Here is a 26,336-nt window from a genome sequence, read left to right on the forward strand (position 1 = left end):
GTGGCGGCTCGTCATCGCGTCCGCGCTGCTCGCACCGGTGTCCGCGCTGGCCGGAATGGCGCTCGGCGCGCTCCTGAGGCACGGCGGCGGCGGTCCTCGACCACACGATGCCGTACGAGGCGTGGCTGCGGCTCGTCGAGGGCGGCGCCGTCGTCTGAGCGACCTGCTCCGGCATCCGATCGGAAGGGTCAGACGCGGACCACCACGGCGTACGAGCCGACGCCGAGCAGCCGGTGGCCGGGGATGCGTTCGCCGCGCGAGCTGTGGAGGGTGTCGATGCGGCCGGAATCCGGGTCGAAGGCGACGTCGGCGAGGGTCCCGACGGCGTCGCCCAGTTCCGTCAACAGGCGCTTGCCGAGCAGGTCCTGGCTCTCGGAGGAGTCCGTGGAGGCGAACCGGGCCGCCGAGGCCGCCCCGATGACCACCGCGTCCGGCCCCACCGCGTGCACGTCCGCCCAGGCGACGACGTCGGCGCCGCCCTTGACCCCGTCCAGCCGGACAGCGGTGATCAGGGCCTCTTCCGGCGCGAGGACCAGACCGGCCACCGTGCCGACCTGAGCGGCGTCCGCCGAGCTGACGACCGGGCGGCCCACGGCCTGGCTGAGCAGCATCATGAGGTCCGCTCCTCACCCGTGACGCGGGGTCCGCCCGGACCGGTGAGCCGCTTGCGCCACAAGGCCGTGGCCAGTTGGCCGAGTTCCTCCACGACGTGCTCGGTGTCCTGCGCGGGGACCAGCAACGTGTCGCCGGTCAGGGCGGGGCGGCCGCCGAGCGGCAGGAACACCTTGCGCCCTTGCCTGCCCAGCGCCTCCGTCGAGGTCATCGCGACGCCGACCACCCGCCCCTCGGGGCCCGCCTCGACCACCACGTCCAGCACGGTGCCCACCTGCACCCCACGGTCCGTCAGCACGCGCGCCCCGCGGACCAGGCCGCCGGAGGCCTCCTCCCAGGAGGCGACGGCGGACCTGCCCTCCAGCGCCTCGGCCGAGGCGATCATCACGGCGTCCACACCCAGGGCGTGCACCGCGGACCACGGCAGGCTCTTGCGCAGCGGACCGGACAGCAGCCCCCGCCCGGCCAGCGTGAACCCGGCGATCCGGCCGCCCGCGCCGTCGAGCACGACATCCTTGACCTGGGCCACCGCCTCGCCGCCCAACGTGACCACCGGACGCTTGGTGAGGTCACCGGCCTGCAGCAACGCCGCCGGGACGGAGGCCGTCACCGGACCCTCCCTCGTCCTGGACGCCGACCGCGCCGCACCACGATCACGCCCCCGCCGCGCCGCCGGGCCTGCACGCCGACCACCGTGGCGACCAACAGACCCACCACGACGACCGCGGCGATCACATACGCCCACCAGACCATCGTCCACCTCCCGGAGTGACCAGGAACGAAGCCATGGGGACCGGATACCCCGTGCCGGTCCACAGTCACCTGCGTCCTGGGGCGGCCCGCCTGCCGCGCGACGCCGGCCCGCTACCGCGCGAGCTCCGCCCGGATGGTCTTGCTGGTCGCGTCGAGGCTGACGGTCACCACCCGCGCCAGGTGCTGGACCATCGGCCAGCCGAACCCGCCCGTACCGCCCGCGAGATCGGGCTCGCGGGCCTGCGGGAGCCGTGGGTCGGCGTCGGAGACCGCGACCGTGATCACGTCCCTGCGGGCCTGCAGGCGCAGGGAACAGAGGGTGCCGCGGGCGTGCCGGACCACGTTGGTGACGAGTTCGGAGACGACGAGCTCGATGCTCGACGCGTTCTGGTCGTCGACCGCCGGATGGAGCCCGGCGACGAAGGCACGGGTGAGGTCCCGTGCGTCGGCGACCGCTTCGGGTCTCTTGTCGAACGTGGCCGTTTCCGGCGGTCGGGTGAGCGGTGCGCGCTGCGTCCGCATGAGGCTCCTCCTTGCTCGGGACGGCCGTCCCGAAAGGAACGCCTGCCCGAACAATGGCGGATTCAACTCCCTCATTCCTGGCCGGTATGCGTCACGCCCGCCTCAGAGCCTGTGTCATGACCCCGGCCGGGTGGGCGTCGTCCGGCACGCACTCCCACGCACCGGACGACGCCCACTGATCCGGCCAGGGCGAGGACACAGGCCCTCAGGGGCGTCCCCGCCAGTCCATGCACAGGATCATGGCGTCGTCGTCGGCGTCGATGGGGCCGCGGTGGCCGGAGAGCTCATGGAGCACCGCGCGCGGAACCTGCGAGGGCGGCAGGAGGCGGGTGCTCGTCATCGCCCGGGTGAGGGCGCGCTCGCTGTAGCGCTCGCCCGTCGGCGACGCCACGTCGTAGACACCGTCACTGACGAACAGCAGCCGGTCGCCGGGCTCGACGCGGAAGCGCTCCACGGTGTAGGGCGTGTCCTCGGACATGCCGAGCGGCAGTTGCCCGTCCAGCTCTATGGGCTCGGCCTTGCCGCCGCGCACGCGCCACATCCGCGGGGAGCCCGCGTCGATGATCTCCGTTTCTCCCGTGGCGAGGTCGAAGCACAGGAGCAGCGTGGAGAGGTGCACGGCGCCTTGGTAGTGGCCGTAGACGGCCTGGTCGGCCAGGCAGGCCTGGTCGCTGAGCGACAGTCCGGCCCGGCGGGCGTTGCGCAGCGCGTTGACGGCCAGGTTGGTGAGGAGCGCGGCCTCGATGCCCTCGCCCATGCCGTTGGTGACGGTGAGGGTGAGCTGGTCGGCGGAGGTCGACCAGTCGAAGTTGTCGCCGTGGATCGCGTACGCCGGTTCGAGCTGGGCGCCGATGTCGTACTCGGGACGGGAGCAGGACCGGCCGGGCAGCAGCTGCCACTGCATCTCGGCGGCGAGGGTGAGCCGGTCTGCGCGGCGCGCCTGGAGGTAGAGGTCGGTGTCCCGCTCGGCCACGACGATCTCGTGACCGAGGACCTCTGCGACGTCGCCGAGGTCGCGTACGACCGCGGTGTCGCAGGCATCCGCGGGGAGGCGGACGCTGAGGATGCCGATGCGGTCGCCGCGCACGCTCACCGGGAGGTGGACGGTGACCGGAGCGCCGTGGGGGCCGGGCTCGATGTGCGGTTCCTGTGCGCCGAAGGCGCGTCCGGCCGGGCTGGTGTGGACCGCCACGGGTGCTGCCGTGTGCGGGAGCGCGTTGACCGGTTGGAGTATGGTCATCGCGTAGTCGGCCATGAGCAGGTCGACCGAGCAGGCTGTGTACTGCCCGACGAGCGCGTCCCGCACTGTTTCGAGAAGAGCGTGCGGTGCGGATTTGCGCAGGGCGCGTTCCACAGCCGTGAATCTGTCCACCTGTTGGGTACCACCTGTTCCGGTTCGGGTCGGGAGTGCGGGAAGGGGCCGAGCGTCCGCCATGCCTCAGCGACTGACAGGGCCATTGCGAAGTGTCACAGTTGAGGGCATGAACTCCGAAACTTCCGTCAGGGTCGATCAGGATGCGGCCGCGCATGCTGCCCGGGAAGTCATCGAATTGCTCGAGGTGCTGTGGAGCAGGGGCAGGGACATCGCCCCGACGGCACCCGTGTCGTCGTCACAGCTGCGGGTGCTTTACGTCCTGGACGGCGCTCAGGGCATCAATCTGCGGACGCTGGGTGAGTCCCTGGGATCGGCGCCGTCTTCGGTGAGTCGTATGTGTGACCGCCTTCATGCCCTGGGCTTCATTGAGCGATCCCTCAGTTCAGCCAGCCGCCGCGAGCTCGAGCTGCGCTTGTCGAGTCGGGGAGAAAATTACCTCAACGAACTGAGAGCCCGCCGGGAGAGTGCGTTGCTGGACGCCATTTCGGCGATGCGGCCCGCGGAGCGTACCGCCCTGGTGAAGGGGCTGAGCGGCTTTCACCGGGCCGTGGAGGAAACCGTTCCCGGGGGTTCCCAGACGCGCGACGGCTCAGCCGAGTCCGCTTGAAGCGCGGCCCGGTCGGGCCGCGCGGTGCGTGTGGTGACGGTTCGTCCCTGCGCGTGGGTTTACTCCCGACACATCCAGGTACTCGCATACGTCCAGCAGTCGACACAGCCTGGCCGTCCGCCTTCGAAGATCGCACGCCTCGGCTAACATTTGTCGTGCGACAACAATTGCTAAGGTGGATGGAATGAACTCCAGTGAGTCCGAAGCCCGGTTGCGCGTCGGCGCCGCCCTGCGCGAGCAGGGGGAGAAGGTGGCCGACCGTTGGGTGGCGCTCCAGACGGAACAGGCGGTCCTGGAGACCGGTGTCACCGAGGCCGAGCTGAACGAAGAAGCCGACTCCTTGGTCGACGCGCTGCTCGCCGGTCTTGAAACCGATCTCCCGGTGCAGGACGTGGTTGCCAAGCACCCCGGGCTGCGCCAGTGCGTCACGGATCTGTCGCTGCGCCGGGCCAGAGGCGGCGCGACCCCCACGGCGACCTCGCAGGCCGTGCTGACGCTCAAGGAAGCGCTGTTGGAGGCGGTCCAGCAGGAGACGCGGGACGTGGCCGCGCTCTATCACGCCGCGCTGTTCATCAACCGGCTGCTCGACACGGCGGGCGCCCTGTCCTTCGACATCTACGTGGACGGGCGCGAGGAGATCATCCGGCGGCAGAGCCGCCAGCTCCTCGAAGTGTCCACCCCGGTGGTGCGCCTGTGGGACCGCGTGCTCGCCGTGCCGCTGATCGGGACGCTCGACACGACCCGCACACAGGTGGTGATGGAGAACCTGCTGGAGGCCATCGAGCGGGACGAGGCGCAGGTCGCGATCATCGACATCACCGGTGTGCCGACGGTGGACACCGCGGTGGCACACCACCTGATGCAGACGGTCAACGCCGTGCGGCTGATGGGCGCCGACTGTGTGATCAGCGGCATCCGCCCGCCGATCGCCCAGATCATCGCGCAGCTCGGCATCGACCTGTCGGCCATCCTGACGCGCGCGACGCTGGCGGACGCACTCGCCGCCGCCATCCCGCTGCTCTCGGATCACACGACTCAGCGTGCCTCGCTCGCGGATGCGCGGTGAACGGCGGCTTGAGCGGTGTTCCGATCCTGCGCCTCGGTGACGTCCTGGTCACGGGCCTGCTCAACGAACTCGACGACAAGGCGGCCATCGCCTTCACCGAGGAGCTGACCGAGCGCATCGTCGCCGACCGTGCGCGGGCGATCCTCATCGACATCTCACGGCTCGAGATCATCGACTCGTTCGTGGCCCGCACGCTGATGGAACTGACCACCACGGCCCGGCTGCTCGGCGCCCGGGTGATCGTGGCCGGCATGCGTCCGGCCGTCGCCATCACCCTGGTGGAACTGGGCCTTCAGCTGTCCGGTGTGGAGACCACCCTCAACGCGGAGCAGGGAATGATCGCGTTGGGCTGGCAGCCGGCTCCTCAACCCCCAAAGGGGGCCCCTGTTGTCCCTCTACGGTGACCTCGACAAGGCGACCACCCTGCCCGCCCCCACGCGTTCAGGAAGCGCCCCGGAAAGCGATGTCCGTGCCGTCCACGCCATCCGCTCGGAGGAGGACCTGCTCACGGTGCGGCACGCGGTGCGGGACGCGACGCAGCGGGCGGGCTTCGGGCTCGTGGACCAGACGCGCATCGTCACCGCCGCCAGCGAACTGGCCCGCAACGCCTACGTGCACGGCGGGGGCGGCACCCTGTCCCTGGAGACCGTCCGGCAGGGCGACCGGCAAGGGCTGCGCCTCGCGGTGAGCGACCAAGGACCGGGCATCGCCGACGTCGACCAGGCATTCGCCGACGGATACACCACCGGTGCCGGACTGGGACACGGCCTGGGCGGCGCCCGCCGTCTCATGCACGAGTTCCAGGTGCAGACATCGCCGGGCCTCGGCACCACCATCACGGCCCTGCGCTGGAACGAACGGCGGTGAACACCGGCTCGACGGCACGGACTCTGCACATCGACATAGACCACCCGAGCGCTGTGCAGAGCGCCGCCGACCACGCCCGCTCCCTCGCGACCGCCTGTGAGATGCCAGGGGCGCTGCCCGACCAGGCGGCCGTCCTCGCGAGCGAGCTGGCCAGCAACATCATCAAGCATGCCCGCAACGGCGCCCTGTTCGTCCAGCGTTCGCCCCTCGTCGGCGGCATGGACGTCATCGCCGTCGACAGCGGACCCGGCATGCCCGACATCGGACTGAGCCTCAGGGACGGGTACAGCACCACCAGAACGATGGGCGCGGGCCTCGGCGCCGCACGCCGGATCGCCACGGACTTCGCCATCCGCTCCGACGCGAGCCTCGGCACGCTCGCCCACGCCCGCCTGGCCCCGCCGGAGGCCCCACGCTCCCCGGCCGCCACGGGCGCACTGTGCCTGCCCGCCGACGGGGAGCAGACCAGCGGCGACGGATACGCCGTCGCCGAACAGGACGGCGTACGCACCGCGTTGGTCGTCGACGGCCTCGGCCACGGACCCGAGGCGGCCGCGGCGACCCAGCGGGCCGAGCGCACCTTCCTGGCCCACCCCCACGCCCCGCTGGCCGACATCCTGACCGCGCTGCACAAGGCGCTGAGGCACACGCGCGGCGCCGCCGTCGCCGTCCTCCGCGTCGCCGCCGGACGCGCCGAGTACTGCGGAATCGGCAACGTCCGGGCAGTGACGCTGTCATCCGAAGGCGTCAACCACCAGCTCACGGGGCAGGCGGGGATCGTCGGATACACCCTGCCCACGCCGAGGAGCCGCTTCGTGGACCTGCCTCAGCACACCAGCGTCGTCCTGCACACCGACGGCATCGACCACCGGTGGGCCTACGCCCCCACGGCCGCGCGCCTCGCCCTGCCCCCGGCGCTCCTCGCGGCCTCACTGGTCCACACGCACCGGCGCCGCCGCGACGATGCCACCGTCCTCGCTCTTGGCCCCCACCTGGGAATGAGATGACCCGCGAAACCGTCCGCACGCTCGCGGCCCTGCGGCACACCGTACGAAGCATCGCCCTCGGACACCGGCTGCCCGCCGACGAACGGGCCCGGCTGGTCCAGTCACTGACCGAAGTGGCCGCCCCGGTCCTCGGCGGCGGCCGTTCCGTCACCCTGCTGAGCGGGCGCGGCACCGACGAGGACGGCGTGCGCCTGCTGACGCTCGCGCTGCGCCTGCCGCGCCAGGGCTCCGGCGCTGCGGTGGCGACGGACCGCCTGCCGCTGCGCGCACAGACCCGGTCCGACGGCACCGTCGTGTGGCACCTGCCCCTGCCCGCGGGGCAGCCCGCGAGCCGTCCGCAGGCCACGCCCGCCGCGGCGACGTGGAACGGCGACGCCGACGTCGCGCTGCTTGAGGAAGAGCTTCGCGCGGCGCTGGCCCGCGCCGACGCCCTCGCCGACGAGCACCGCAGGCTCAAGGACGAGTTGGCCGAGACCAACAGCGGGGTCCTTGCCCTGTACGTACAGCTCGAAGAGCGCGACGAACAACTGCGCACGGCGCACGGACGCACCCTGCGCGCCCTTGAGGACGCGCTGCGCCCCAGGCCGCTGCACGTCGCCGGTGTGGAGCTCGCGGTGCACTACGCCCCGGCCAGCGACGAGGCGCCGACCGGCGGAGACCTGTACGACTGGTTCACCCTCCCGGACGGCACCGTCCACGTCACCGTCGTCGACGCGCTCGGGCACGGCATCGCCAGTACGCGCACCGCGCTGACCGTCACCCACGCGGTGCGCACCCTCGCCCTCGAAGGCCACCCGCTGGAGAGCATCGTGGCCCGCACCGACGGCATCCTGACGCCCTTCGACCAGAGCGTCATGGCCACCCTGCTGCTGGCCCGGCTGAACCCGGCGGACGGTCGGCTCGACCTGGCCAACGGCAGTCACCCGCCGGCCCTCCTCGCCCACGGCGACGGCACCGCGACCTATCTGGAGGTGCGCGGGCGCGGCGTCGGTTTCCCCCTGCCCGGCAGCGAACGCGTCCTGTCCACACGGCTGGAGCCCGACGACGTGCTGCTGCTCTACACCGACGGCCTCACCGAGAGCCGCAGGGACCCGTGCGAGGGTGAGGCCCGGCTCAAGGACGCCCTGTGCCGCCACCGCGCACAGCCGACCGAGCGCATTCCCGGCCTGGTCGCCGAGGAACTGGTGAGCGAGGTGCTCCACCGGGACGACACCCTGGCGATCGCCGTGCGGCGCACGGGACCGGACCCGCGGCCCCGACAGCCTCCGGAGTCTCCGAAGTAGGGTGATTCGCCTGATTCCGTGATCAACTGATGCAAGATACATTCTTGGAAAAGGGACACGGAGAGGCCGATCATGAACATCCCGTTCCTCGACAACTGGCGCAGGCGGCACTCCGCGACGGACCGGGCCAAGGGGCTCGCGGCCGTGTTCGAGCAGGATCCGGAAGGCGTCGCCGCTCTGTTCTCCGAGTGTGAGCTGCTGCGCTCCCAGGCGAGTGCCGCGGGGCTCGAACTCGACGATTCCCCCGCGTCGTTGGCGGCCCTCGACCAGCTCCTGCCCCGCTGGCGCGACGATCCCGAACTGCTGCCGTGGCTCGGCAACGACGCGGGTCTCTATCTGGGCACCGTCGTGGTGCGGACGGTGCCGGGCGCGACCTGGCACGTGTGGCCCGGCGGCAGTCCGGTCGTGCGGCTGAAGACCGGGCGGGACATCCAGGTCGTCGAGGCGGGACTCGACTGGGCGGTGCACGGAGCGCCCGAGCTTTCGCAGGTCCATGCCGAGGCATCCGAGACGTAACCCGAATTGCCTCAAATACGGTTAATGCCCATAAGTGCGTGTCGTCCAGTAAGTCCCGTTTCCACGTGGATAGTTTGCCCGGACGAACACAGCTGAGAGTGGGCAGGTCTTGCCATGGCCGTCGATCCTTTGATCGAGCTGCGTGATGTGAACAAGTACTACGGAGAGCTGCACGTCCTCCAGGACGTCAACCTCACCGTCGGCAAGGGGGAGGTGGTCGTGGTCATCGGCCCTTCGGGGTCGGGCAAATCAACACTGTGCCGGACGATCAACCGGCTCGAGACCATCCAGTCGGGAGAGATCAGACTCGACGGGCGGCCGCTGCCGGATGAGGGGAAGGCGCTCGCCGGGCTCCGCGCCGAAGTCGGCATGGTCTTCCAGTCCTTCAATCTCTTCGCGCACAAGACCGTTCTCCAGAACGTCGCCCTGGCGCAGATGAAGGTGCGGGGCCGCAAGAAGGACGAGGCGGAGAAGCGCTCCCGTGAACTCCTGGAGCGCGTGGGCCTGTCCGCGCACGCCGAGAAGTACCCGGCGCAGCTCTCCGGCGGCCAGCAGCAGCGCGTGGCCATCGCCCGTGCGCTCGCCATGGACCCCAAGGCGCTCCTCTTCGACGAGCCGACCTCGGCCCTCGACCCCGAGATGATCAACGAGGTCCTCGAAGTCATGCAGCAGCTCGCGCGGGAGGGCATGACCATGGTCGTCGTCACCCACGAGATGGGCTTCGCCCGCTCCGCCGCCAACCGCGTGGTCTTCATGGCCGACGGCCGCATCGTCGAGGACCGCACCCCCGAGGACTTCTTCACCCGCCCGGAGAGCGAGCGCGCCAAGGACTTCCTCTCCAAGATCCTCAAGCACTGACGGGGGGACGTGCTCGTGAAGCGACACACCACACGCCTGCTCGCCGCGCTTGCGCTCGCGGCCTGCGCCGCCGCCGCGTGCGGCAAGGAAGGCAGCCCGCCCACCAAGGGCCCCTCGGCCGAGGAGCTGCCGAAGTACCAGGTGGCGGCCGACTTCCAACTGCCCGATTCGGGGACCTGGAAGAAGGCGAAGAACCGCGGCCGCTTCGTGGTCGGCGCCAAGGAGGACCAGCCCTATCTGGGCGAGAAGGACCCGGCGAGCGGCGCCTACTCGGGCTTCGACATCGAGATCGCCAAGATGGTCTCGGCCTCGCTCGGCCTTGACCCCAAGAAGATCGAGTACAAGACCATCGCGTCGGCCAACCGCGAAACCGCCCTGCAGAACGGGCAGATCGACTACTACGTCGGCACCTACACCATCAACGACAACCGCAAGAAGCTCGTCGGCTTCGGCGGCCCCTACTACATGGCGGGACAGGGCCTGCTGGTGCGCTCCGACGAGGAGGACATCAAGGGCCCGCAGGACCTGGCGGGCAAACGCGTCTGCTCGGCCGCCGGATCCACCCCGTACCAGCGGATCCAGCAGGACTACTCGAAGGCCACCCTCGTCGCCTACGACACCTACTCGATCTGCGTCGACAACCTGCTGACCTATCAGGTCGACGCCGTCACCACCGACGACGCGATCCTGATCGGCTACGCGGCCAAGGTGCCCGACGAACTCAAGGTGGTCGGCAAGCCGTTCTCCGAGGAGCCGTACGGCATCGGCGTGCCCCGGGGCGACAACGCCCTCAGGTTCGCCGTCGACGACGCACTCGCCGCCCGGGAGAAGAACGGCGACTGGAAGAAGGCCTACGACGCCACTCTCGGCCTCTCCGGGGTCCCGGCGCCGAAGCCACCCGCCATCGACCGCTACCCGACGAGCTGAGGAGGCGTCGTGGACGTACTGACAGACAACTTCTCCACGTTTGGCAAGGGCTTCCTCGGCACCGTCGAACTCACCGTCTACGCCTCGCTCCTGGCCCTCGTCCTCGGCTTCGTCATGGCGTCGTTCCGCGTGGCGCCCGTCGGCTCCTTCCGGGCGTTCGGCACGGTGTGGGTCACGGTCCTGCGCAACACCCCGCTGACGCTGCTCTTCTTCGCGGTGCTGCTCGGGCTGCCGCGCTTCGGGCTCGTGCTGCCCTTCAAGGTGTTCGCGGTGCTCGCCCTCGGCTGCTACACCTCCGCCTTCATCTGCGAGGCGCTCAGGTCGGGCATCAACACCGTGCCCAAGGGGCAGGGCGAGGCGGCCAGGAGCCTCGGCATGAGCTTCGGCCAGACCCTGTCGATGGTCGTGCTGCCGCAGGCCTTCCGGTCCGTCATCGCGCCGGTCGGCTCCAACCTCATCGCGCTCGCCAAGAACTCGGCGATCGCGGGCGCGTTCAGCGTCACCGAGCTGCTCGGCACGTACAAGACGCTCAGCGAGCTGGGCTACAACATCATCTGGACGTTCGTCTGGATCGCCCTCGGCTACCTCGTCATCACCCTCGCCATCAGCGCGATCTTCAATGTCCTCGAGAAGCGCTGGGGAGTCGCCCGATGAAAGCCCTCTCCCACGATTCGACCGCCCTCTACGACATCCCCGGCCCCAAGACCGTGCGTCGGCACAAGCTGTACGGGCTGATCTCCACCCTCATCGTGCTCGCACTCATCGGGTGGATCCTGTACCTGCTGTTCGACACCGACCAGTTCACGTCCACCAAGTGGACGCCCTTCGAGTACAAGGGCATCCAGGAGCTCCTCCTGCGCGGCCTCGGCAACACGCTCAAGGCCTTCGCGATCTCCGCGGTCCTCGCGCTCGCGCTCGGCGGACTGCTCGCGATGGGGCGGCTCTCCGACCACCGGCCCGTGCGCTGGCTCGCCACGCTCGTCGTGGAGTTCTTCCGGGCGATGCCGGTGCTCGTGATGATCTTCTTCGTCTTCGTGGCGCTGAAGGTGCAGCCGCTGCCCGCGCTGGTGGCCGGACTCACGCTCTACAACGGCTCCGTACTCGCCGAGGTCTTCCGATCCGGCGTCAACTCCGTCGAGAGGGGGCAGCGGGAGGCGGCCTACGCGCTCGGAATGCGCAAGACACAGGTCATGGGACACGTCCTCGTACCGCAGGCCGTGCGGGCCATGTTGCCCGCCATCATCAGCCAGTTGGTGGTGGCCCTGAAGGACACCTCGCTCGGATATCTGATCACCTACGAGGAGTTCCTCCACGCCGGGAAGCTCATCGCGTCGAACCTCGACTACGATTTGCCCTTCATCCCCGTTGTCATGGTGATCTCACCGATCTACATCGGGATGTGCATGTTGCTGTCGTGGTTCGCCCAGTGGGTGTCGAAACGGCAGCGGCGCAACCCCAAGACCGAGGCCGCGGATGTGGCCCCGGCCGAACCAGGGACGCTGCTGCCGGGTACGCAGTAGCTCGCAGGGCCCATGCCCACCCGGCAGCAGCCGGTGATCACTGCTTGCGCAGGGGAACGGACACGTATGACGGGTCCGTCTCCGGCGAGGAGAAGGTCAGCTGCGCGCCGGACGGGTTGTGCTCGATGTAGAGCGGGTCGACCGTGTCGACGACCAGGGCGAGCCTGTGCCCTGCCGGTACGTCGTAGGCCGTGGAGAACAACTCCAGGTCCACGCCGAACGGCTTGCCGGGTGTCTTGCCGTGGAAGGTGTACGGCGCGTTGCTGACCAGCTTGCCGAGGCCGAGCGGGCCCACGTCGTAGAGGTACGCGACGAGGGTGCCGCTCTCCTTGGTGCTGGAGAGCGTGGTGTGCAGCTTCGCCGTCCCGCGCACCTGCTGCGGTGCGTCGTACCGCTCGGACTGCCAGACGCCCGCGTAACGCCGCGGCAGCAGCGGCATCGAGGCCATCGGCGGGAGCTTGAAGAACTGGTCCAGGGCGTTCGACAGGATGGCGATGCCGCCGTTGGCGCCCGAGTCGACGTTCGTGCGGATCGTGGTGGAGCCCGCCATGGCGATCTTCTTGCGGGTGGGGCCGACCGACTTCCAGTCCGGGTAGCCCTCGTAGCCGCCCGTCGATCGGGACTTGAGCTGGACCGGCTGCTCCTTGTCGATGCCGTTGTCCTGGCCCTTGAGATAGCGGTCGAACCAGCGCTGGGTGGAGGTCCAGGTGTCGTTGGGCAGGCCGAGCAGGCCCGTCGCCTCCGCCGTCGCGTGGTCGCCAGGACGGAACTCAAGGCGCTTGGGGCCGGTCAGGCGCTCGTAGAACTTCGCGTACTGGTTGGGCGGGAAGAGCGTGTCGCCCCAGGCGTTGCCGAGCATGATGGCCGCGCCGTTCTCGTTGATCCGGTCGAGGTAGGTCGCGGGGGAGCGCTTCTTGCCCCACGCGATCATCTCGTCCTCCTTGTCCAGGTTGGACCCGAGGAAGTCCTTGAGGGTCTGCTGGAGCTCGGCGCTCGGGCGGCCCGTGAGCGCGCCCGCGCCGCCGAGCAGGGCGGCGGCCTGGAAGTGCTGGGTGCGGCCGCTGTAGATCGAGTCGATCAGGTCGCCCCAGCCGCTCATCGCGGCGACGGCCTTGATCCGCTTGTCGTGCCCGGCGGCCAGCAGGCTGATGCCCGCGCCGTAGGAGACGCCCGCCATGCCGACCTTCTCCGGGTCGGCGGGGGTGTTCTCCAGGGTCCAGTCGATGACCTTGGAGGCGTCCGCGATGTCCTCGGGGCCCGCGGTCTCGATCTTGCCGCCGGACTGCCAGAAGCCGCGCGAGTTGTAACTGACCACGACGTAGCCGGAGTCGGCGAGCTTCTGGGCCTGGGCGACGTACTCGATCTGGGGCATGGCCCAGCTGGTGGGCAGCACGATGGCGGGATACGTCGTGGCGGTGCCGGGCTTCGCGCCCTTCGGGGTGAAGACGTTGGCCTTGAGGACCGTGCCGCCGTCCCCGGGGATGTCGACGAAGCGCACGTCGGTGGAGCGTGCGTCGGTGGTGCTCGCGGCCCGCGGCCCGGCGGCGGGTGCCGCCTGCGCCGCCGGGGCCAGACCGAAGGCGGCCCCGGCGACGAGGGTGGCCGAGACGGCGCCCACGGTGGTCGTGCGCAGGACGCGGTGCGGGTGCGAGTGGCTCACGGGTCACTTCCTCACTCGTTGAAAGTGCAAAGTGACCCGACGGTAACCGCGAACCTTTACCGGGGGTAACCCGTCGGTAAGTTACGCCCCGGTAACGATCGTTGAAGCGTGCACGGTTACTTCAGTGCGCTCTTCTCCTGCCAGTCCGACCAGGAGATGTTCCACTCGCCGTAGCCGTTGCCCGGGTCCGGGTTGCCCTTCGAGCCACTGCCGGTGACCTCGAAGGGGTCGCCTATCTGGGCCTGGTGGTAGAGCCAGCCCGCGTCGCCGTCGCTCATGCCCACGCAGCCGGAGCTGTGGTTGGTGTTGCCGAAGTACGAGGCGTTCCAGGGGGCCGCGTGCGCGTACATGCCCGACCAGGTGAGCCGCATCGAGTAGTCGACCATCTTGTCGTAGGCGTCGCCGAGGCCGACGGTCTCGGAGCGCATGTTGATCGTGCCCTCCTTCGACATCAGGACCGAGGTGCCGCCCCAGGACGCCTTGTCGCCGCCCGGGGTGCCCGCCGACATCGGCAGCGACTTCAGGGTCTTGCCGTCGCGCGTGAGCGTCGCGGTCTTGCTGTCCAGGTTCACCTTGACGACCTGGTTCCTGCCCACGGTGAAGTCGGTCGCGTAGTCGCGCACGAACCAGTCGTCGCCGCCCGAGTCGATGCCGTTGAGCTGGGCGTCCAGCTTCACCTTCGTGCCGGACTTCCAGTACTCCTTGGGCCGCCAGTCGACGCGGTCCTTGCCGTCGTAGTTCTTGATCCAGCCCCAGGAGCCCTCGGTGTTGTTCGAGGTGCTCACCTTCAGGTGCTTCTCGACCTCGGCCTTGTTGCGGACCGGGTTGTCGAAGGTGATCGACAGGGGCTGGGCGACACCGACCGTGGTGTTCTTGCCCGGGGCGAGGGTCACCTTGTTGACCTTGTCGGGCGCGGCCGTCTTGAAGGACGACTTCGCGCTGCCACCCTCGGCGGTGGTCGCCTCGACCTTGTAGGCGGTGCCGGGCGCCGCCTTGCGCTCCGAGGTCCAGGTGGTGCCGTTGGCCGACACCTTGCCGGGCAGCGCGGTGCCCTTGTCGTCGGCGACCGTGACCTTCTTCAGCTTGCCGTCGGCCAGGCTGACCTTGACGGGCTTGCCCGCCGCGGCCTGCTGTCCGGAGAGGTTCACCTTGATCTCCGGCTTCTCGGCGGCCTCGGCGGCGGACGAGCCGCTGCCGCCGCCCGAGCAGGCGGTCAGGGCGGCGGCGAGCACCGCAAGGCCCGCGGTCGCCGCGTGGCGGGTGCGAAGGGGGCGTCGGCGGCTCGTGGAGCTCTGGGGGGTCAAGGAACGTACCTCCGTGCGAATGTGGAACTGCACGGAGAGAGTCCTGAAGGCGCCTTCAGGTTGCCCGATGTGCGGAAATTGCCTGCTAGGTCACAGAAGAGCCCCGTAGGTGTCGGCGCACGGTGAGCGCGGTGTCACTTGGCGCGATGGGAGTTCCGGGCCGACGGGGTGGGGATCGGGGTCTGGGCGGCGCGCGTCACATCCGCGACGAGCTCGACGACATCGGGTCCGTACGCCTGTGAATTGACGACCTTCAGGAGCAGGACGAAGGAGTTGTTGCCGTGCTTGCGGGCGAGCTTCTCGTGGTGGCGGGCGAGATAGCGGGTGGCCGCCTGGCTGGTGACCGCGCGCTGGCCGCAGAAGAGGAAGACGGGTCTCGCCTCCTGGCCCTGGTCGGCGGTGAGGCGGGCGAGGAGCACGTACTCCGTGAGACCGGCCTCCAGGCGGTAGCGCTCGCTGCCGATCTGGAAGGCGCCGCGGTCGGGGATCGGCTCCGGTTCCGTGTTCACCCGGACGCCGGGCAGCAGGGAGTGCATGTGCGCGGCCATGCGGCGATTGGCCACCGGGCTGCCCACGCAGAATTCGGTGCGCTCGCCGAAGCCCTGCTGGGCCGCATCGTGCGCGACGACCTGGGCGTGCGCCCCGCACTCCTTGATCACCGCGGCCAGCTCGATGAGCGCGAACACGTCCTGGCGCACCACGGTCAGCTCGGGGCCGCCCGCGTCGCGGTTCACCACCAGCAGCGACTCGGAGTTCTCGGGCAGCCCGAAGAAGGCCTGCTTGCGGCGGAGCCTGCGCTTCCACACGTAGCTGCGGGCGAGCCAGCCAAGGACGGCACTGATGCCGACCGCGATCAGGCCGAGGACGAGGTTGCGCACGTCTTCAGTCATGGGGGCGCATGCTAGCGGGCCGCCGGACCCGTGTTCGAAGAGGTCCTGACGCGGTGGGCGACTCGAAGTTACGCTGCGCAGACGGTTGTTGACTGGAGGTACGAATGCGTCGCGCTGTCGTACGGAATCTGACGCTATTGGCGGTCGGAGGGGTATTGGTGTCGGTCGGTGCGGCCGCGCCCCCTTCGCCTACGCGCTCAGCGGAACCGGCGTCCGCCCACCCGGCGGGCAGGACCCCCGACAAGGTGCCGGTCGCCGTCGGCCACGGCGGCGCCGTCGCCAGCGTCGACCCGGACGCCTCGGCGGCCGGTATCGAGGTCCTCAAGAAGGGCGGCAACGCGGTGGACGCGGCCGTCGCCACCGCCGCCGCACTCGGCGTCACCGAGCCGTACTCGGCCGGTGTCGGCGGTGGCGGCTACTTCGTGCACTACAACGCGAAGACCCACAAGGTCAGCACCATCGACGGCCGTGAGACGGCCCCGCGCACCGCCGACTCCGGGCTCTTCCTGGAGAACGGCAAGCCGATCCCCTTCGCCGACGCGGTCACCAGCGGCCTCGGCGTCGGCACCCCCGGCACGCCCGCCACCTGGCAGTCGGCGCTGGACACCTGGGGCAGCAAGAGCCTGCGCAGCCTGCTGAAGCCCGCCGAGCGCCTCGCGCGCGACGGATTCACGGTCGACCCGACCTTCCGCTCGCAGACCGAGTCGAACGAGAAGCGGTTCAAGGACTTCCCCGCCAGCGCGAAGCTGTTCCTGCCCGGCGGCAAGCTGCCGGAGGTCGGCTCGACGTTCAAGAACCCGGACCTGGCGCGCACCTACCAGGAGCTGGGCCGCAAGGGCGTCGAGGAGCTGTACCGGGGAGACCTCGCCGAGGAGTTCGTGCGGACGGTGAACAAGCCGCCGGTCGACCCGGCGGCGGACCGGAAGGTGCGGCCTGGCGATCTCTCCCTCAAGGACCTCAGGGCGTACGCGGTCAAGCGCCAGGCCCCCACCAAGGCCTCCTACCGCGGGCTCGACGTGTACTCCATGGCGCCCTCCTCCTCCGGCGGCACGACCGTCGGCGAGGCGCTCAACATCCTGGAGCGCACCGACCTCTCCAAGGCGTCGAAGGCGAAGTACCTGCACCGCTACATCGAGGCCAGCCGCATCGCGTTCGCCGACCGCGGGCGCTGGGTGGGCGACCCCGCCTTCGAGGACGTACCGACGAAGGAACTCCTCTCGCAGCGGTTCGCCGACTCGCGGGAGTGCCTGATCAAGGACACGGCCGTCCTCAAGAGCCCCCTCGCGCCCGGTGACCCGCGCCACCCCGAGAAGTGCGGCGAGGGCGACGAGGCGGCCCCGACGACGTACGAGGGCGAGAACACCACGCACCTCACGGCCGCCGACAAGTGGGGCAACGTCGTGGCGTACACCCTCACCATCGAGTCGACGGGCGGCAGCGGCATCACGGTCCCGGGCCGCGGCTTCCTGCTCAACAACGAGCTCACCGACTTCTCCTTCGCCCCCGCCGATCCGGCGGTGCACGACCCGAACCTGCCGGGGCCCGGCAAGCGGCCGCGCTCCTCGATCGCCCCGACGATCGTGCTGAAGCACGGCAAGCCGGTGGTGGCCCTCGGCTCGCCGGGCGGCGCGACCATCATCACGACCGTCCTGCAGACCCTGACGGGCTTCGTCGACCGCGGCCTTCCGCTGGTCGACGCGATCGCGGCGCCGCGCGCGAGCCAGCGCAACGCCGCGCAGACCGAGCTCGAACCGGAGCTCTGGAACAGCCCGTTGAAGGGTTCGCTGGAGTCGATCGGGCACTCCTTCAAGCAGAACCCGGAGATCGGCGCGGCGACGGGCGTGCAGCGGCTGCCGGGCGGCAAGTGGCTCGCGGCGGCGGAGAAGGTCCGCCGGGGCGGCGGCTCGGCCATGGTGGTGAGCCCCGAGAAGTGAGGACGGGCCGGGGGCCGCACCATGTGTGGATGCGGCCCCCGGCAGCGAAGCCGGAACTATGAGGCGGGCGACGCCGCGCAGTTCTGTTCCAGCTCGTTCGCGGCCCAGCGGATCGGCGAATCCGGGTCGTCGTGCAGATGCCGCAGGGCGGGCAGCGCCGCGCGGACGGCGGCCAGCTGGGCGTCGCCCCGGCCGCCGCGGGCCTGGCGCACGTCGGCGAGGTCCGCGATGAGCAGCAGCAGGGTGTTGCGGGACTTGTTGTCCGGGTCCGTCATCAGGTCGACCAGGAACGGGATGGCGGGGACCGCGGCCGTCGAGGCGGCCTCCTTGGAGACCAGGAGCCGGTAGAGGTCGTGGACCGCGTCCATGGCCGTCTTCTTGTCGTCCGAGGAGACCTTGCCGATCAGCTCCGGGATCATGTGGCCGGGCCCGCGGGCGGTCCACAGGGACCCCCAGTCGACGCCGTCCAGGCGCAGCTGGAGGTCGCGGTGCGGCCACAGCTTCGCCAGGTCCAGGGCGAGCGTGGAGGTGCCCTCCCCGTCGGTGACGCGCAGGGTGCCGTCCGCGTCGAGCCCGAGGAACCTGATGCCGGTGCCAAGGCGCAGACCGGCCACCGCGTCGGAGCCCAGGTCCCAGATGCGGACCAGGCCGTCGGCCCACGCGGCGGCGAGCGCCGGGCCGGTCTCCAACTGGGCGACGGCGAGGGAGCGGACGGGCGTGGCGCGGCGGTCGAAGGGGATGCGCATCGGCTTGCGGCGGGTGTTCCAGTAGCGGATCACGCCGTGCTCGTCGCCGCTCAGCACGAGGCGCTTGCCGTTGGCCAGTTCGAGGCAGGCGAGCGCGGTGACCGGGGCGCGGTGCAGCGTCAGGGTGATCGTCTCGGGGGACTCGTCGTCGGTCTCCAGGACGTGCACGGAGCCGTCCACGTCACCCGCCACGAGGGTCGTGCCGCTCCGGTTGGAGGCGACCGACCGCAGGGCGCCCGGCGCGGGGACGAGCGCGGCGGCGGCGCCGGGCACCGCGGGCGCTGCGATGTGGCCGCGCATCAGGACGGTCCAGCGTCCCCGGGGATCGGCTTCGCCCGCCGCCAGGGTGACAGGTCCGAGGTCCTCCAGGGGCGCGGGCACCTCGGAGGGCGGGCTGATCGCCTTGTCGCCGGACCAGTCGACGCCGAGGGTCTCGGCGACGGCGACGAGCGCCTCGCGCGTACGGGCGTTGATGACGATCGCGAAGTCGGCGCCCGGCCCGCGCCCGTGCCGCACGACCGCGTCGGGGGCGCCGTACGACAGTGCGTCGGTCCCCATCTCCTGCCAGGGCAGCAGGCCGAGTTCACGGTACGAGGCGGTCAGGCGCCGGACGATCTCCGGGTCGGCGTCGACGACCGTCCTGGGCACCCGCAGGGTCCAGCCGTAGTGCGCGGGCATCCGCTCGAAGGCCAGCTGCATCAGGAACTCCGAGAGCGACCTGCTCTGCACGACCCACTCGCCGCCGATGCTCACGACGACGCGCGGGTCGGGCAGTTCGGCCTCGGCGGCGAGATAGCCCCACGCGTGGCTGTAGTGGTACTCCGACATGAAGACGCAGACGCGTCGGTCGTCGCCCGGAGCCACGAGGGTGCTGTCCGGGGGCAGTTCGAGGTCCGAGATCGTCGGCGGCCACTGGGTGTGGACCCAGTACAGGCGCGGCTTGAAGGCGAACGAGTTGAGCGGGGAGTCCCACCACTCGTTCAGGGCCTGCGGGACGGGCAGCGTCCAGTCGATGCCGTCGGTGCGGTTCTCGCCGCCCCACCGGGAGTGCCCGGGCTCGCCGCCCGGGTCCTCGTAACCCCACTCCTGCTGCACCGCGTGGAGCAACTCCCAGCGGGGGCGGCCCTGTTGCTGCACCCGCAGCCGTTCCGCGAACTGTCCGTAGTCAATGATCTCTCGTGTCACCGGAGAATCGTACGGATGATCTACGTCGGGGAGTGTCCCCGCGAGGTCACAGTGCCGTGAGGATCCTGGGACCGTCCTCGGTGATCGCGACGGTGTGCTCGGCGTGCGCGGCGCGGCTGCCGTCGTTCGTGCGCAGCGTCCAGCCGTCCGGGGCGGGGTGGTATCCGTCGCCGCCGCCCGCGATCACCATCGGCTCGATGGCGATGGCCATGCCGGGGCGCAGGGGCATGCCGCGGCCGGGGCGGCCCTCGTTCGGGACGCCGGGATCCTCGTGCATGCTGCGGCCGATGCCGTGGCCGCCGAACCCCTCCGGGATGCCGTACCCCGCCGCGCGGCAGACGGTGCCGATGGCGTGGGCGATGTCGCCGATGCGGTTGCCGACGACCGCCGCCGCGATGCCCGCATCGAGGGCGCGCTCCGCCGTCCCGATCAGGCGGGTGTCCTCGGGGCGCGCGGTGCCGACGGTGAAGCTGATCGCCGAGTCGCCGACCCAGCCCGCGAGCTCGGCGCCGAAGTCCAGGGAGACGAGGTCGCCGTCGCGCAGGCGGTAGGCGGTCGGGATGCCGTGGACGATCGCCTCGTTGACCGAGGCGCAGAGGACGGCGGGGAAGGGGACGGGGGCGAAGTGCGGGCGGTAACCGAGGAAGGGGGAGGAGGCGCCCGCCTCGCGGAGGACGTCGTGCGCCACCCCGTCCAGGTCGAGCAGGGAGACGCCGACGGCCGCGGCCTCGCGGGCGGCGGTGAGGGCCTGCGCCACGATGCGGCCCGCTTCACGCATCGCGTCGATCGATTGTGCTGTCTTGAGTTCCACCATGCCAATTACTATACCGGTATTTCAATGCCGGTATTCTAATGGGGATCGGTTAGGATGGGCGCATGGTGCGGACTCCTTTGACCCCAGAAGAGCGTGAGCGCGGCGAACGTCTCGGAGTGCTCCTCCGGGAGGCCCGAGCGGATCGGAGCATGGTCTCGGTCGCCGCGGAGGCGGGCCTGTCGGCGGAGACGCTGCGGAAGATCGAGACGGGGCGCGCGCCGACGCCCGCGCTGTTCACGGTGGCGGCGCTGGCGTCCGTGCTGGGGCTCTCGCTGGACGAGCTGGTGGTCCGGTGCGAGCTGGTCGTGGTCTAGGTGTATTGATCACGAGCGTTGTTGACACCTGGGCGGTGGCTCGAACCGGCCGGATGCCGAGTCGTCCGAGTGGTCCGAATCGGCCCGTAATGCCCGCCGAAAACTGCATGTAGTCGTCCCGTAACACGTCTGGTGTTATCTTCCCGACCGGAAGACTCCAGGCTTCACGGGACGGTGCTGGTCAGATGGCAGTGGGACAACTCCCGGATCAGGTCAGGGAGTTCGCGAGATACTTGAGGGATCTGCTGGGTCGGCTCGACCAGGCGGCAGGCTGGTGCGGCGTGTTCTGGCAGCGGGATCCGGACGGCATGCGGGCCTGCCTGGACGGCGCAGAGGTGCCGCCCTGGGACGTCGTGCAGGCGCTGCTCCACGACCTCGCGGCGGACCGCGGCATCCCGGAGGCCGAGCGCGAGACGGACACGGCACGCGCGCTGCACCGGGCCTCGATCGCCGCGTACGACGCCAGGCCCGGCGGCCACGGTCTCCTCAGTGACCGGCTCGACATGATGCTCACGGAGCAGCGGATCGCCCTGGAGCGGCAGGCCGATCTCACGCGCCAGCTGAGCGCGGCGGTCGACGCCGAGGACGTGGACCGCATCAATCTCGATCTCGCCTGGGTGCGCGACGACCACGACCGCGCGACGGCCCGCTGCGTCGAGATCCAGGAGCGGATGGACCGCCTCGTCGAGGCGGACCGCCCGTCGTGGGTCGACCTCGGCACGGCGGCTTCGGGCGACGGCTTCGGGGTGTTCCCTGGTGACTCCGCCGCCCCGGATCCGGCCCCCGCCCCGTTTCCGGCGCTGGACGACGAACTGCGCGTACCCCGACAGGACGCGGCGCCCGCCGCGGAGGCCCTGCGCGACAGGTTCGACGGCGACGGGTTCGGCGGGGCTGGCGCATTCGGTGGGGGAGGCGCATTCGGGCAGGGAGGCTACGAGCCCGCCCCCGACCCCGTACCGGAAGCTCCCCGGGGCCCCGCCGACGAGCCCGCGGCCCCCACCACGTCCGACGCCGTGCGGGAGCTCGTCCGGCTGCGCGGCGAGGGCCGCAGCGGCGAGGCGCACGGGGTGCTCGTGGAGGCCGCGGGCTGGCCCGCGGACCGGCTGCCGGGGTTCGCCGCCGAGCTGCACCGCGCGGGTCTCGCCGCGGACTGGGCGACCCTGCTGTGGGAGGCCGCGTCGCTGCCGCCGGACCGGCTCGTCGCGCTCGCGGACTCGCTGGCCGGGTCCGGCCGCGCCGACGACTGCAGGAAGCTGCTGCGGCAGGGTGTCGCGCGCCCCGCGCCGGAGATCGCCGAGGCGATCATCGCGCTGATCGACGCGGGCCGGGAGCGCGAGGCCCGCGCCCTCCTCGACTCCTATCTCCGCGTCCGCACCCCCGAGGACGTGGCCCGCTGCGCACACACCGACCCCCGTCGGCTCATACCCCTGCTCCTGGAGACGGCACGCGGAGTCTCCGAGGAGCACCACTGGGATCTGGTGCACGCCCTGCGCGTCGCCGGATTCAGCGCCTGACCCGGACCGCCCCGCATCGGCTCCACGGCCCGGCCGCTGCCGCTTTGCGCCCGTTTCTCGCCCGCTCGGGTGCGAAACATGATCGACTCCGCCGGTTGACGACGATGGTCTTGCTCCGCCCCTCGGAGGAGGCTTACGTTCTCCTAATCCACGCAGCAGATCTACGTGCGTAGAGGCTCTCTGACGTCCTCTCAAGGGCATACGAAGGAGCAGCTCATGGCCAACGTCGTACGCGCCGCACTGGTCCAGGCGACCTGGACAGGCGACACCGAATCCATGATCGCCAAGCATGAGGAACACGCCCGCGAGGCGGCCCGACAGGGCGCGAAGGTGATCGGCTTCCAGGAAGTCTTCAACGCCCCCTACTTCTGCCAGGTCCAGGAGACCGAGCACTACCGGTGGGCCGAGCCCGTGCCGGACGGGCCCACCGTCACCCGGATGCAGGAACTCGCGCGCGAGACCGGCATGGTGATCGTCGTCCCCGTCTTCGAGGTCGAGCAGTCCGGCTTCTACTTCAACACCGCCGCCGTCATCGACGCCGACGGCAGCTACCTCGGCAAGTACCGCAAACACCACATCCCCCAGGTCAAGGGCTTCTGGGAGAAGTACTACTTCAAGCCGGGGAACCTGGGCTGGCCCGTCTTCGACACCGCGGTCGGCAAGGTCGGCGTCTACATCTGCTACGACCGCCACTTCCCCGAGGGCTGGCGGCAGTTGGGCCTGAACGGCGCCCAGATCGTCTACAACCCATCCGCCACCTCGCGCGGCCTCTCCGCCTACCTCTGGCAGCTCGAACAGCCCGCGGCCGCCGTCGCCAACGAATACTTCATCGCCGCGATCAACCGCGTCGGCCAGGAGGAGTACGGCGACAACGACTTCTACGGAACCTCGTACTTCGTCGATCCGCGCGGCCAGTTCGTCGGCGAGCCCGCGAGCGACAAGGCCGAAGAACTCATCGTCAGGGACCTCGACTTCGGCCTCATCGAGGAAGTACGCCAGCAGTGGGCGTTCTACCGCGACCGCCGTCCCGACGCCTACGAAGGGCTGGTGCAGCCGTGACCGATCTGTACGACCGCCACCGGGCCGTGCTGCCCGACTGGCTCGCGCTCTACTACGAGCGGCCCATGGAGCTCACGCACGGGGAGGGCCGTCACGTCTGGGGCGCCGACGGCACGAAGTACCTCGACTTCTTCGGCGGCATCCTCACCACCATGACGGCCCACGCCCTGCCCGAGGTCACCAAGGCGGTGAGCGAGCAGGCGGGCCGGATCATCCACTCCTCGACGCTCTACCTCAACCGCCCGATGGTCGAACTCGCCGAGCGGATCGCGGCGCTGTCGGGAATCCCCGACGCCCGCGTCTTCTTCACCACATCGGGCACCGAGGCCAACGACGCGGCCCTGCTGCTCGCCACCGCCCACCGCCGCTCGAACCAGATCCTGGCGATGCGCAACAGCTACCACGGCAGGTCCTTCACGACCGTCGGCATCACCGGCAACCAGTCGTGGTCGCCGACCAGCCTCTCGCCGCTCCAGACGCTGTACGTCCACGGGGGCGGCCGCAGCCGCGGACCGTACGCGGAGCTGAGCGACGCCGAGTTCACCGCGGCCTGCGTCGCCGACCTGCGGGACATGCTCGGGCAGGGCCGCGGGGGAGTGGCCGCGCTGATCGCCGAGCCGATCCAGGGCGTCGGCGGCTTCACCTCGCCGCCCGACGGTCTGTACGCGGCCTTCAAGGAGGTCCTGGACGAGCACGGCATCCTGTGGATCGCCGACGAGGTGCAGACCGGCTGGGGCCGCACCGGCGAACACTTCTGGGGCTGGCAGGCCCACGCGGAGAACGGCTCGCCGGACATCCTGACCTTCGCCAAGGGCATCGGCAACGGCATGTCGATCGGCGGCGTCGTGGCCCGCGCCGAGGTCATGAACTCCCTCGACGCCAACTCCATCTCGACCTTCGGCGGCTCCCCGGTCACCATGGCGGCAGGCCTCGCCAACCTCACGTACCTCCTGGAGCACGACCTCCAGGGCAACGCGCGGCGCGTCGGCGGGCTCCTCATCGAGCGGCTGCGCGCGCTCTGCGCCCAACTGCCCGTCGTGCGCGAGGTGCGCGGCCGCGGCCTGATGATCGGCATCGAACTGGTCGAGCCCGGCACCGGCAGGCCGAACCCACAGGCGGCCGCGGCCGTGCTCGAAGCGGCCCGCGAGGGCGGACTGCTCATCGGCAAGGGCGGCGGGCACGACACCAGCGTGCTGCGCGTGGCCCCACCGCTCTCGCTGACCGTCGCGGAGGCGGAGGAGGGCGCCGCGATCCTCGGACGGGCCCTGCAGAGCGCCTAGGGCCCTCCTCCCCGTACGCACGGCCCGCGCAGGATCGCAGGAAAGGGAGCGCACCACATGAGCAACCGCACTCTGATCACCGGCGGCCTGGTCATCACGGCCTCCGACGAACTGCCCGTCGACGTACTGGTGGAGGACGGCCGCGTCGCGGCGCTGGCCACCCGTGAAAGCCACGGCTGGACGGCCGACCACGTGATCGACGCGTCCGGGAAGTACGTGATCCCGGGCGGCGTCGACGCACACACGCACATGGAGATGCCCTTCGGCGGCACCCTCGCCGCGGACACCTTCGAGACCGGCACCCGCGCCGCGGCCTGGGGCGGCACGACCACCATCATCGACTTCGCGATCCAGCCCAAGGGCGGCACGCTCGCGCAGGGGCTCGACACGTGGCACGAGAAGGCGGCCGGGAAGTGCGCGGTCGACTACGGCTTCCACATGATCATGTCCGATGTGAACGAGTCCTCGCTCAAGGAGATGGACACGCTCGTCGCGTCCGGGATCACCTCGTTCAAGCTGTTCACCGCCTACCCCGGCGTCTTCTTCTCCGACGACGGGCAGATCCTGAGGGCGATGCAGCGCGCGGGCTCCAACGGCGGCCTGGTGATGGCGCACGCGGAGAACGGCCTCGCCATCGACGTCCTGGTGGAGCAGGCGCTGGCGCGCGGCGAGCGGGATCCGCGCTACCACGGCGAGGTCCGCAAGGCGCTCCTTGAGGCGGAGGCGACGCACCGGGTGATCCGGCTCAGCCAGGTGGCGGGCGCCCCGCTGTACGTGGTGCACGTGTCGGCCCAGGAGGCCGTCGCCGAACTGACCCGGGCGCGGGACGACGGCCTCCCGGTCTTCGGCGAGACGTGTCCGCAGTACCTCTTCCTGTCGACCGACAACCTGGCGGAGCCGGACTTCGAGGGCGCGAAGTACGTCTGCTCGACCCCGCTGCGCCCGAAGGAGCACCAGGCGGTGCTGTGGCGCGGGCTGCGCACGAACGACCTCCAGGTGGTCTCCACGGACCACTGCCCGTTCTGCTTCAAGGGGCAGAAGGAGATGGGCCGCGAGGACTTCTCGAAGATCCCGAACGGCATGCCGGGCGTCGAGAACCGCATGGACCTGCTCCACCAGGCCGTCGTCGACGGGCACATCAGCCGTCGCCGCTGGATCGAGGTCGCCTGCGCGACACCGGCCCGGATGTTCGGCCTGTATCCGAGGAAGGGCACGATCGCGCCTGGGGCCGACGCCGACATCGTCATCTACGACCCGCACGCCGAGCAGATCATGTCGGCGCAGACGCACCACATGAACGTGGACTACTCGGCCTACGAAGGAAAGCGGGTGACGGGGCGCGTGGAGACGGTGCTGTCCCGCGGTGTCCCGGTGGTCGACAACCGCGTGTACGCAGGGCGTGCGGGCCACGGGTCGTTCCTGCGGCGGGGGATCTGCCAGTACGTGTGAGCTGCGATGTTCCTGCCGAACGGCAGGAGTTCAGGGGCGAGGACCGCGGTGTGCGGGCCTCGCCCTTTACAACGTCCGTGACCTTGGGGCGACTTCATTCGATGTGACCCGGGTCACTTCGGGTGGCACTTGGCTCGAAGGCGCCACCCGTGTCACTATTTCTGCACGCCGACTCTGCCCAAAAACCGCCGTGAGGCCGTGGGTTGAGTGCCGTAGCCGCCGGTAGGTACAGGCGAGACCGAGCCTCTGCTCGGTGCAGTACCGATACCCCTTC

At 70.3% G+C, this 26,336-nt stretch carries 27 protein-coding genes; 17 read left to right on the forward strand and 10 right to left on the reverse strand.

The annotated features are described in order from the left end of the window. Positions 1-188 precede the first annotated feature (188 nt). The 5 genes from AC068B_RS38605 to AC068B_RS38625 all read right to left on the reverse strand — a co-directional run bounded on the left by AC068B_RS38605 (position 189) and on the right by AC068B_RS38625 (position 3,259). Positions 189-614 (reverse strand): PRC-barrel domain-containing protein, encoded by a 426-nt coding sequence (locus tag AC068B_RS38605; protein WP_478676132.1) that lies wholly within the window; start codon positions 612-614, stop codon positions 189-191. Then, complete coding sequence (locus AC068B_RS38610) at positions 611-1,222, reverse strand: PRC-barrel domain-containing protein (RefSeq protein ID WP_478676133.1); 612 nt, start codon at positions 1,220-1,222, stop codon at positions 611-613. Before AC068B_RS38610 ends, AC068B_RS38605 begins: the two co-directional genes overlap by 4 nt. After that, positions 1,219-1,365: a hypothetical protein gene (locus AC068B_RS38615; RefSeq protein WP_478676134.1), complete on the reverse strand. Its 147-nt coding sequence runs from the start codon at positions 1,363-1,365 to the stop codon at positions 1,219-1,221. The genes AC068B_RS38610 and AC068B_RS38615 overlap by 4 nt, the downstream gene beginning before the upstream one ends. 111 nt (positions 1,366-1,476) lie before the next feature. After that, positions 1,477-1,887, reverse strand: a complete 411-nt coding sequence (locus tag AC068B_RS38620; RefSeq protein WP_478676135.1) for an ATP-binding protein — start codon at positions 1,885-1,887, stop codon at positions 1,477-1,479. Between the two features lie 205 nt (positions 1,888-2,092). Beyond that, a complete protein-coding gene (locus tag AC068B_RS38625; protein WP_478676136.1) occupies positions 2,093-3,259 on the reverse strand; it encodes a PP2C family protein-serine/threonine phosphatase in 1,167 nt (388 codons plus the stop codon). A 109-nt stretch (positions 3,260-3,368) separates the two neighbouring features. Between AC068B_RS38625 and AC068B_RS38630 the strand changes: the two genes are divergently transcribed. The 11 genes from AC068B_RS38630 to AC068B_RS38680 all read left to right on the forward strand — a co-directional run bounded on the left by AC068B_RS38630 (position 3,369) and on the right by AC068B_RS38680 (position 11,913). Further along, entirely contained in the window at positions 3,369-3,869 is a 501-nt protein-coding gene (locus AC068B_RS38630; protein WP_478676137.1) for a MarR family winged helix-turn-helix transcriptional regulator, read from the forward strand. 184 nt (positions 3,870-4,053) lie between these two features. Next, on the forward strand, positions 4,054-4,935 hold the full coding sequence (locus AC068B_RS38635) for an STAS domain-containing protein (RefSeq protein WP_478676138.1): 882 nt from the start codon (positions 4,054-4,056) through the stop codon (positions 4,933-4,935). Between the two features lie 8 nt (positions 4,936-4,943). Beyond that, entirely contained in the window at positions 4,944-5,339 is a 396-nt protein-coding gene (locus AC068B_RS38640; RefSeq protein WP_466145966.1) for an STAS domain-containing protein, read from the forward strand. Continuing rightward, positions 5,323-5,802 (forward strand): anti-sigma regulatory factor, encoded by a 480-nt coding sequence (locus AC068B_RS38645; protein WP_478676139.1) that lies wholly within the window; start codon positions 5,323-5,325, stop codon positions 5,800-5,802. The genes AC068B_RS38640 and AC068B_RS38645 overlap by 17 nt, the downstream gene beginning before the upstream one ends. Beyond that, on the forward strand, positions 5,799-6,809 hold the full coding sequence (locus AC068B_RS38650) for a SpoIIE family protein phosphatase (protein ID WP_478676140.1): 1,011 nt from the start codon (positions 5,799-5,801) through the stop codon (positions 6,807-6,809). Before AC068B_RS38645 ends, AC068B_RS38650 begins: the two co-directional genes overlap by 4 nt. After that, a complete protein-coding gene (locus tag AC068B_RS38655; protein ID WP_478676141.1) occupies positions 6,806-8,092 on the forward strand; it encodes a PP2C family protein-serine/threonine phosphatase in 1,287 nt (428 codons plus the stop codon). Before AC068B_RS38650 ends, AC068B_RS38655 begins: the two co-directional genes overlap by 4 nt. A gap of 72 nt (positions 8,093-8,164) precedes the next feature. Beyond that, complete coding sequence (locus AC068B_RS38660; RefSeq protein ID WP_478676142.1) at positions 8,165-8,608, forward strand: DUF6278 family protein; 444 nt, start codon at positions 8,165-8,167, stop codon at positions 8,606-8,608. 114 nt (positions 8,609-8,722) lie between these two features. Continuing rightward, complete coding sequence (locus tag AC068B_RS38665; protein ID WP_478676143.1) at positions 8,723-9,466, forward strand: amino acid ABC transporter ATP-binding protein; 744 nt, start codon at positions 8,723-8,725, stop codon at positions 9,464-9,466. A gap of 15 nt (positions 9,467-9,481) precedes the next feature. Continuing rightward, positions 9,482-10,393 carry a glutamate ABC transporter substrate-binding protein gene (locus tag AC068B_RS38670; protein WP_478676144.1) on the forward strand — a complete coding sequence of 304 codons (912 nt, stop codon included), beginning with the start codon at positions 9,482-9,484 and terminating at the stop codon, positions 10,391-10,393. A 9-nt stretch (positions 10,394-10,402) separates the two neighbouring features. Continuing rightward, entirely contained in the window at positions 10,403-11,047 is a 645-nt protein-coding gene (locus tag AC068B_RS38675) for an amino acid ABC transporter permease (protein ID WP_478676145.1), read from the forward strand. After that, positions 11,044-11,913 (forward strand): amino acid ABC transporter permease, encoded by an 870-nt coding sequence (locus AC068B_RS38680; protein ID WP_478676146.1) that lies wholly within the window; start codon positions 11,044-11,046, stop codon positions 11,911-11,913. The genes AC068B_RS38675 and AC068B_RS38680 overlap by 4 nt, the downstream gene beginning before the upstream one ends. A gap of 37 nt (positions 11,914-11,950) precedes the next feature. Here the strand turns inward: AC068B_RS38680 and AC068B_RS38685 are convergent, their stop codons facing one another. The 3 genes from AC068B_RS38685 to AC068B_RS38695 form a co-directional block, all read right to left on the reverse strand. Then, a complete protein-coding gene (locus AC068B_RS38685) occupies positions 11,951-13,573 on the reverse strand; it encodes a CocE/NonD family hydrolase (RefSeq protein ID WP_478676147.1) in 1,623 nt (540 codons plus the stop codon). A 116-nt stretch (positions 13,574-13,689) separates the two neighbouring features. Further along, entirely contained in the window at positions 13,690-14,877 is a 1,188-nt protein-coding gene (locus AC068B_RS38690; RefSeq protein ID WP_478676148.1) for a L,D-transpeptidase, read from the reverse strand. Positions 14,878-15,011: 134 nt separating this feature from the next. Then, positions 15,012-15,767 (reverse strand): hypothetical protein, encoded by a 756-nt coding sequence (locus tag AC068B_RS38695; RefSeq protein ID WP_478676149.1) that lies wholly within the window; start codon positions 15,765-15,767, stop codon positions 15,012-15,014. 104 nt (positions 15,768-15,871) lie between these two features. Between AC068B_RS38695 and ggt the strand changes: the two genes are divergently transcribed. Beyond that, entirely contained in the window at positions 15,872-17,701 is a 1,830-nt protein-coding gene (gene ggt / locus AC068B_RS38700) for a gamma-glutamyltransferase (RefSeq protein ID WP_478676150.1), read from the forward strand. Between the two features lie 56 nt (positions 17,702-17,757). Here the strand turns inward: ggt and AC068B_RS38705 are convergent, their stop codons facing one another. Further along, on the reverse strand, positions 17,758-19,632 hold the full coding sequence (locus AC068B_RS38705) for a WD40 repeat domain-containing protein (protein ID WP_478676151.1): 1,875 nt from the start codon (positions 19,630-19,632) through the stop codon (positions 17,758-17,760). Positions 19,633-19,678: 46 nt separating this feature from the next. Next, positions 19,679-20,446, reverse strand: coding sequence for a type I methionyl aminopeptidase (map, locus tag AC068B_RS38710; protein WP_478676152.1), 768 nt, complete (start codon positions 20,444-20,446; stop codon positions 19,679-19,681). A 62-nt stretch (positions 20,447-20,508) separates the two neighbouring features. Here map and AC068B_RS38715 point away from each other — a divergent pair, with 62 nt between their 5' ends. The 5 genes from AC068B_RS38715 (at position 20,509) to hydA (ending at position 26,062) form a co-directional block, all read left to right on the forward strand. Continuing rightward, positions 20,509-20,760 (forward strand): helix-turn-helix domain-containing protein, encoded by a 252-nt coding sequence (locus tag AC068B_RS38715; RefSeq protein WP_478676153.1) that lies wholly within the window; start codon positions 20,509-20,511, stop codon positions 20,758-20,760. Positions 20,761-20,993: 233 nt separating this feature from the next. Further along, positions 20,994-22,274 (forward strand): hypothetical protein, encoded by a 1,281-nt coding sequence (locus AC068B_RS38720; protein ID WP_478676154.1) that lies wholly within the window; start codon positions 20,994-20,996, stop codon positions 22,272-22,274. Between the two features lie 216 nt (positions 22,275-22,490). Further along, a complete protein-coding gene (locus AC068B_RS38725) occupies positions 22,491-23,333 on the forward strand; it encodes a nitrilase-related carbon-nitrogen hydrolase (RefSeq protein WP_478676155.1) in 843 nt (280 codons plus the stop codon). Then, entirely contained in the window at positions 23,330-24,613 is a 1,284-nt protein-coding gene (locus tag AC068B_RS38730; RefSeq protein ID WP_478676156.1) for an aspartate aminotransferase family protein, read from the forward strand. The genes AC068B_RS38725 and AC068B_RS38730 overlap by 4 nt, the downstream gene beginning before the upstream one ends. Positions 24,614-24,670: 57 nt before the next feature. Further along, entirely contained in the window at positions 24,671-26,062 is a 1,392-nt protein-coding gene (gene hydA / locus AC068B_RS38735) for a dihydropyrimidinase (protein ID WP_478676157.1), read from the forward strand. Positions 26,063-26,336: the final 274 nt, after the last annotated feature.

The sequence above is a fragment of the Streptomyces sp. NPDC042371 genome, assembly GCF_056437465.1.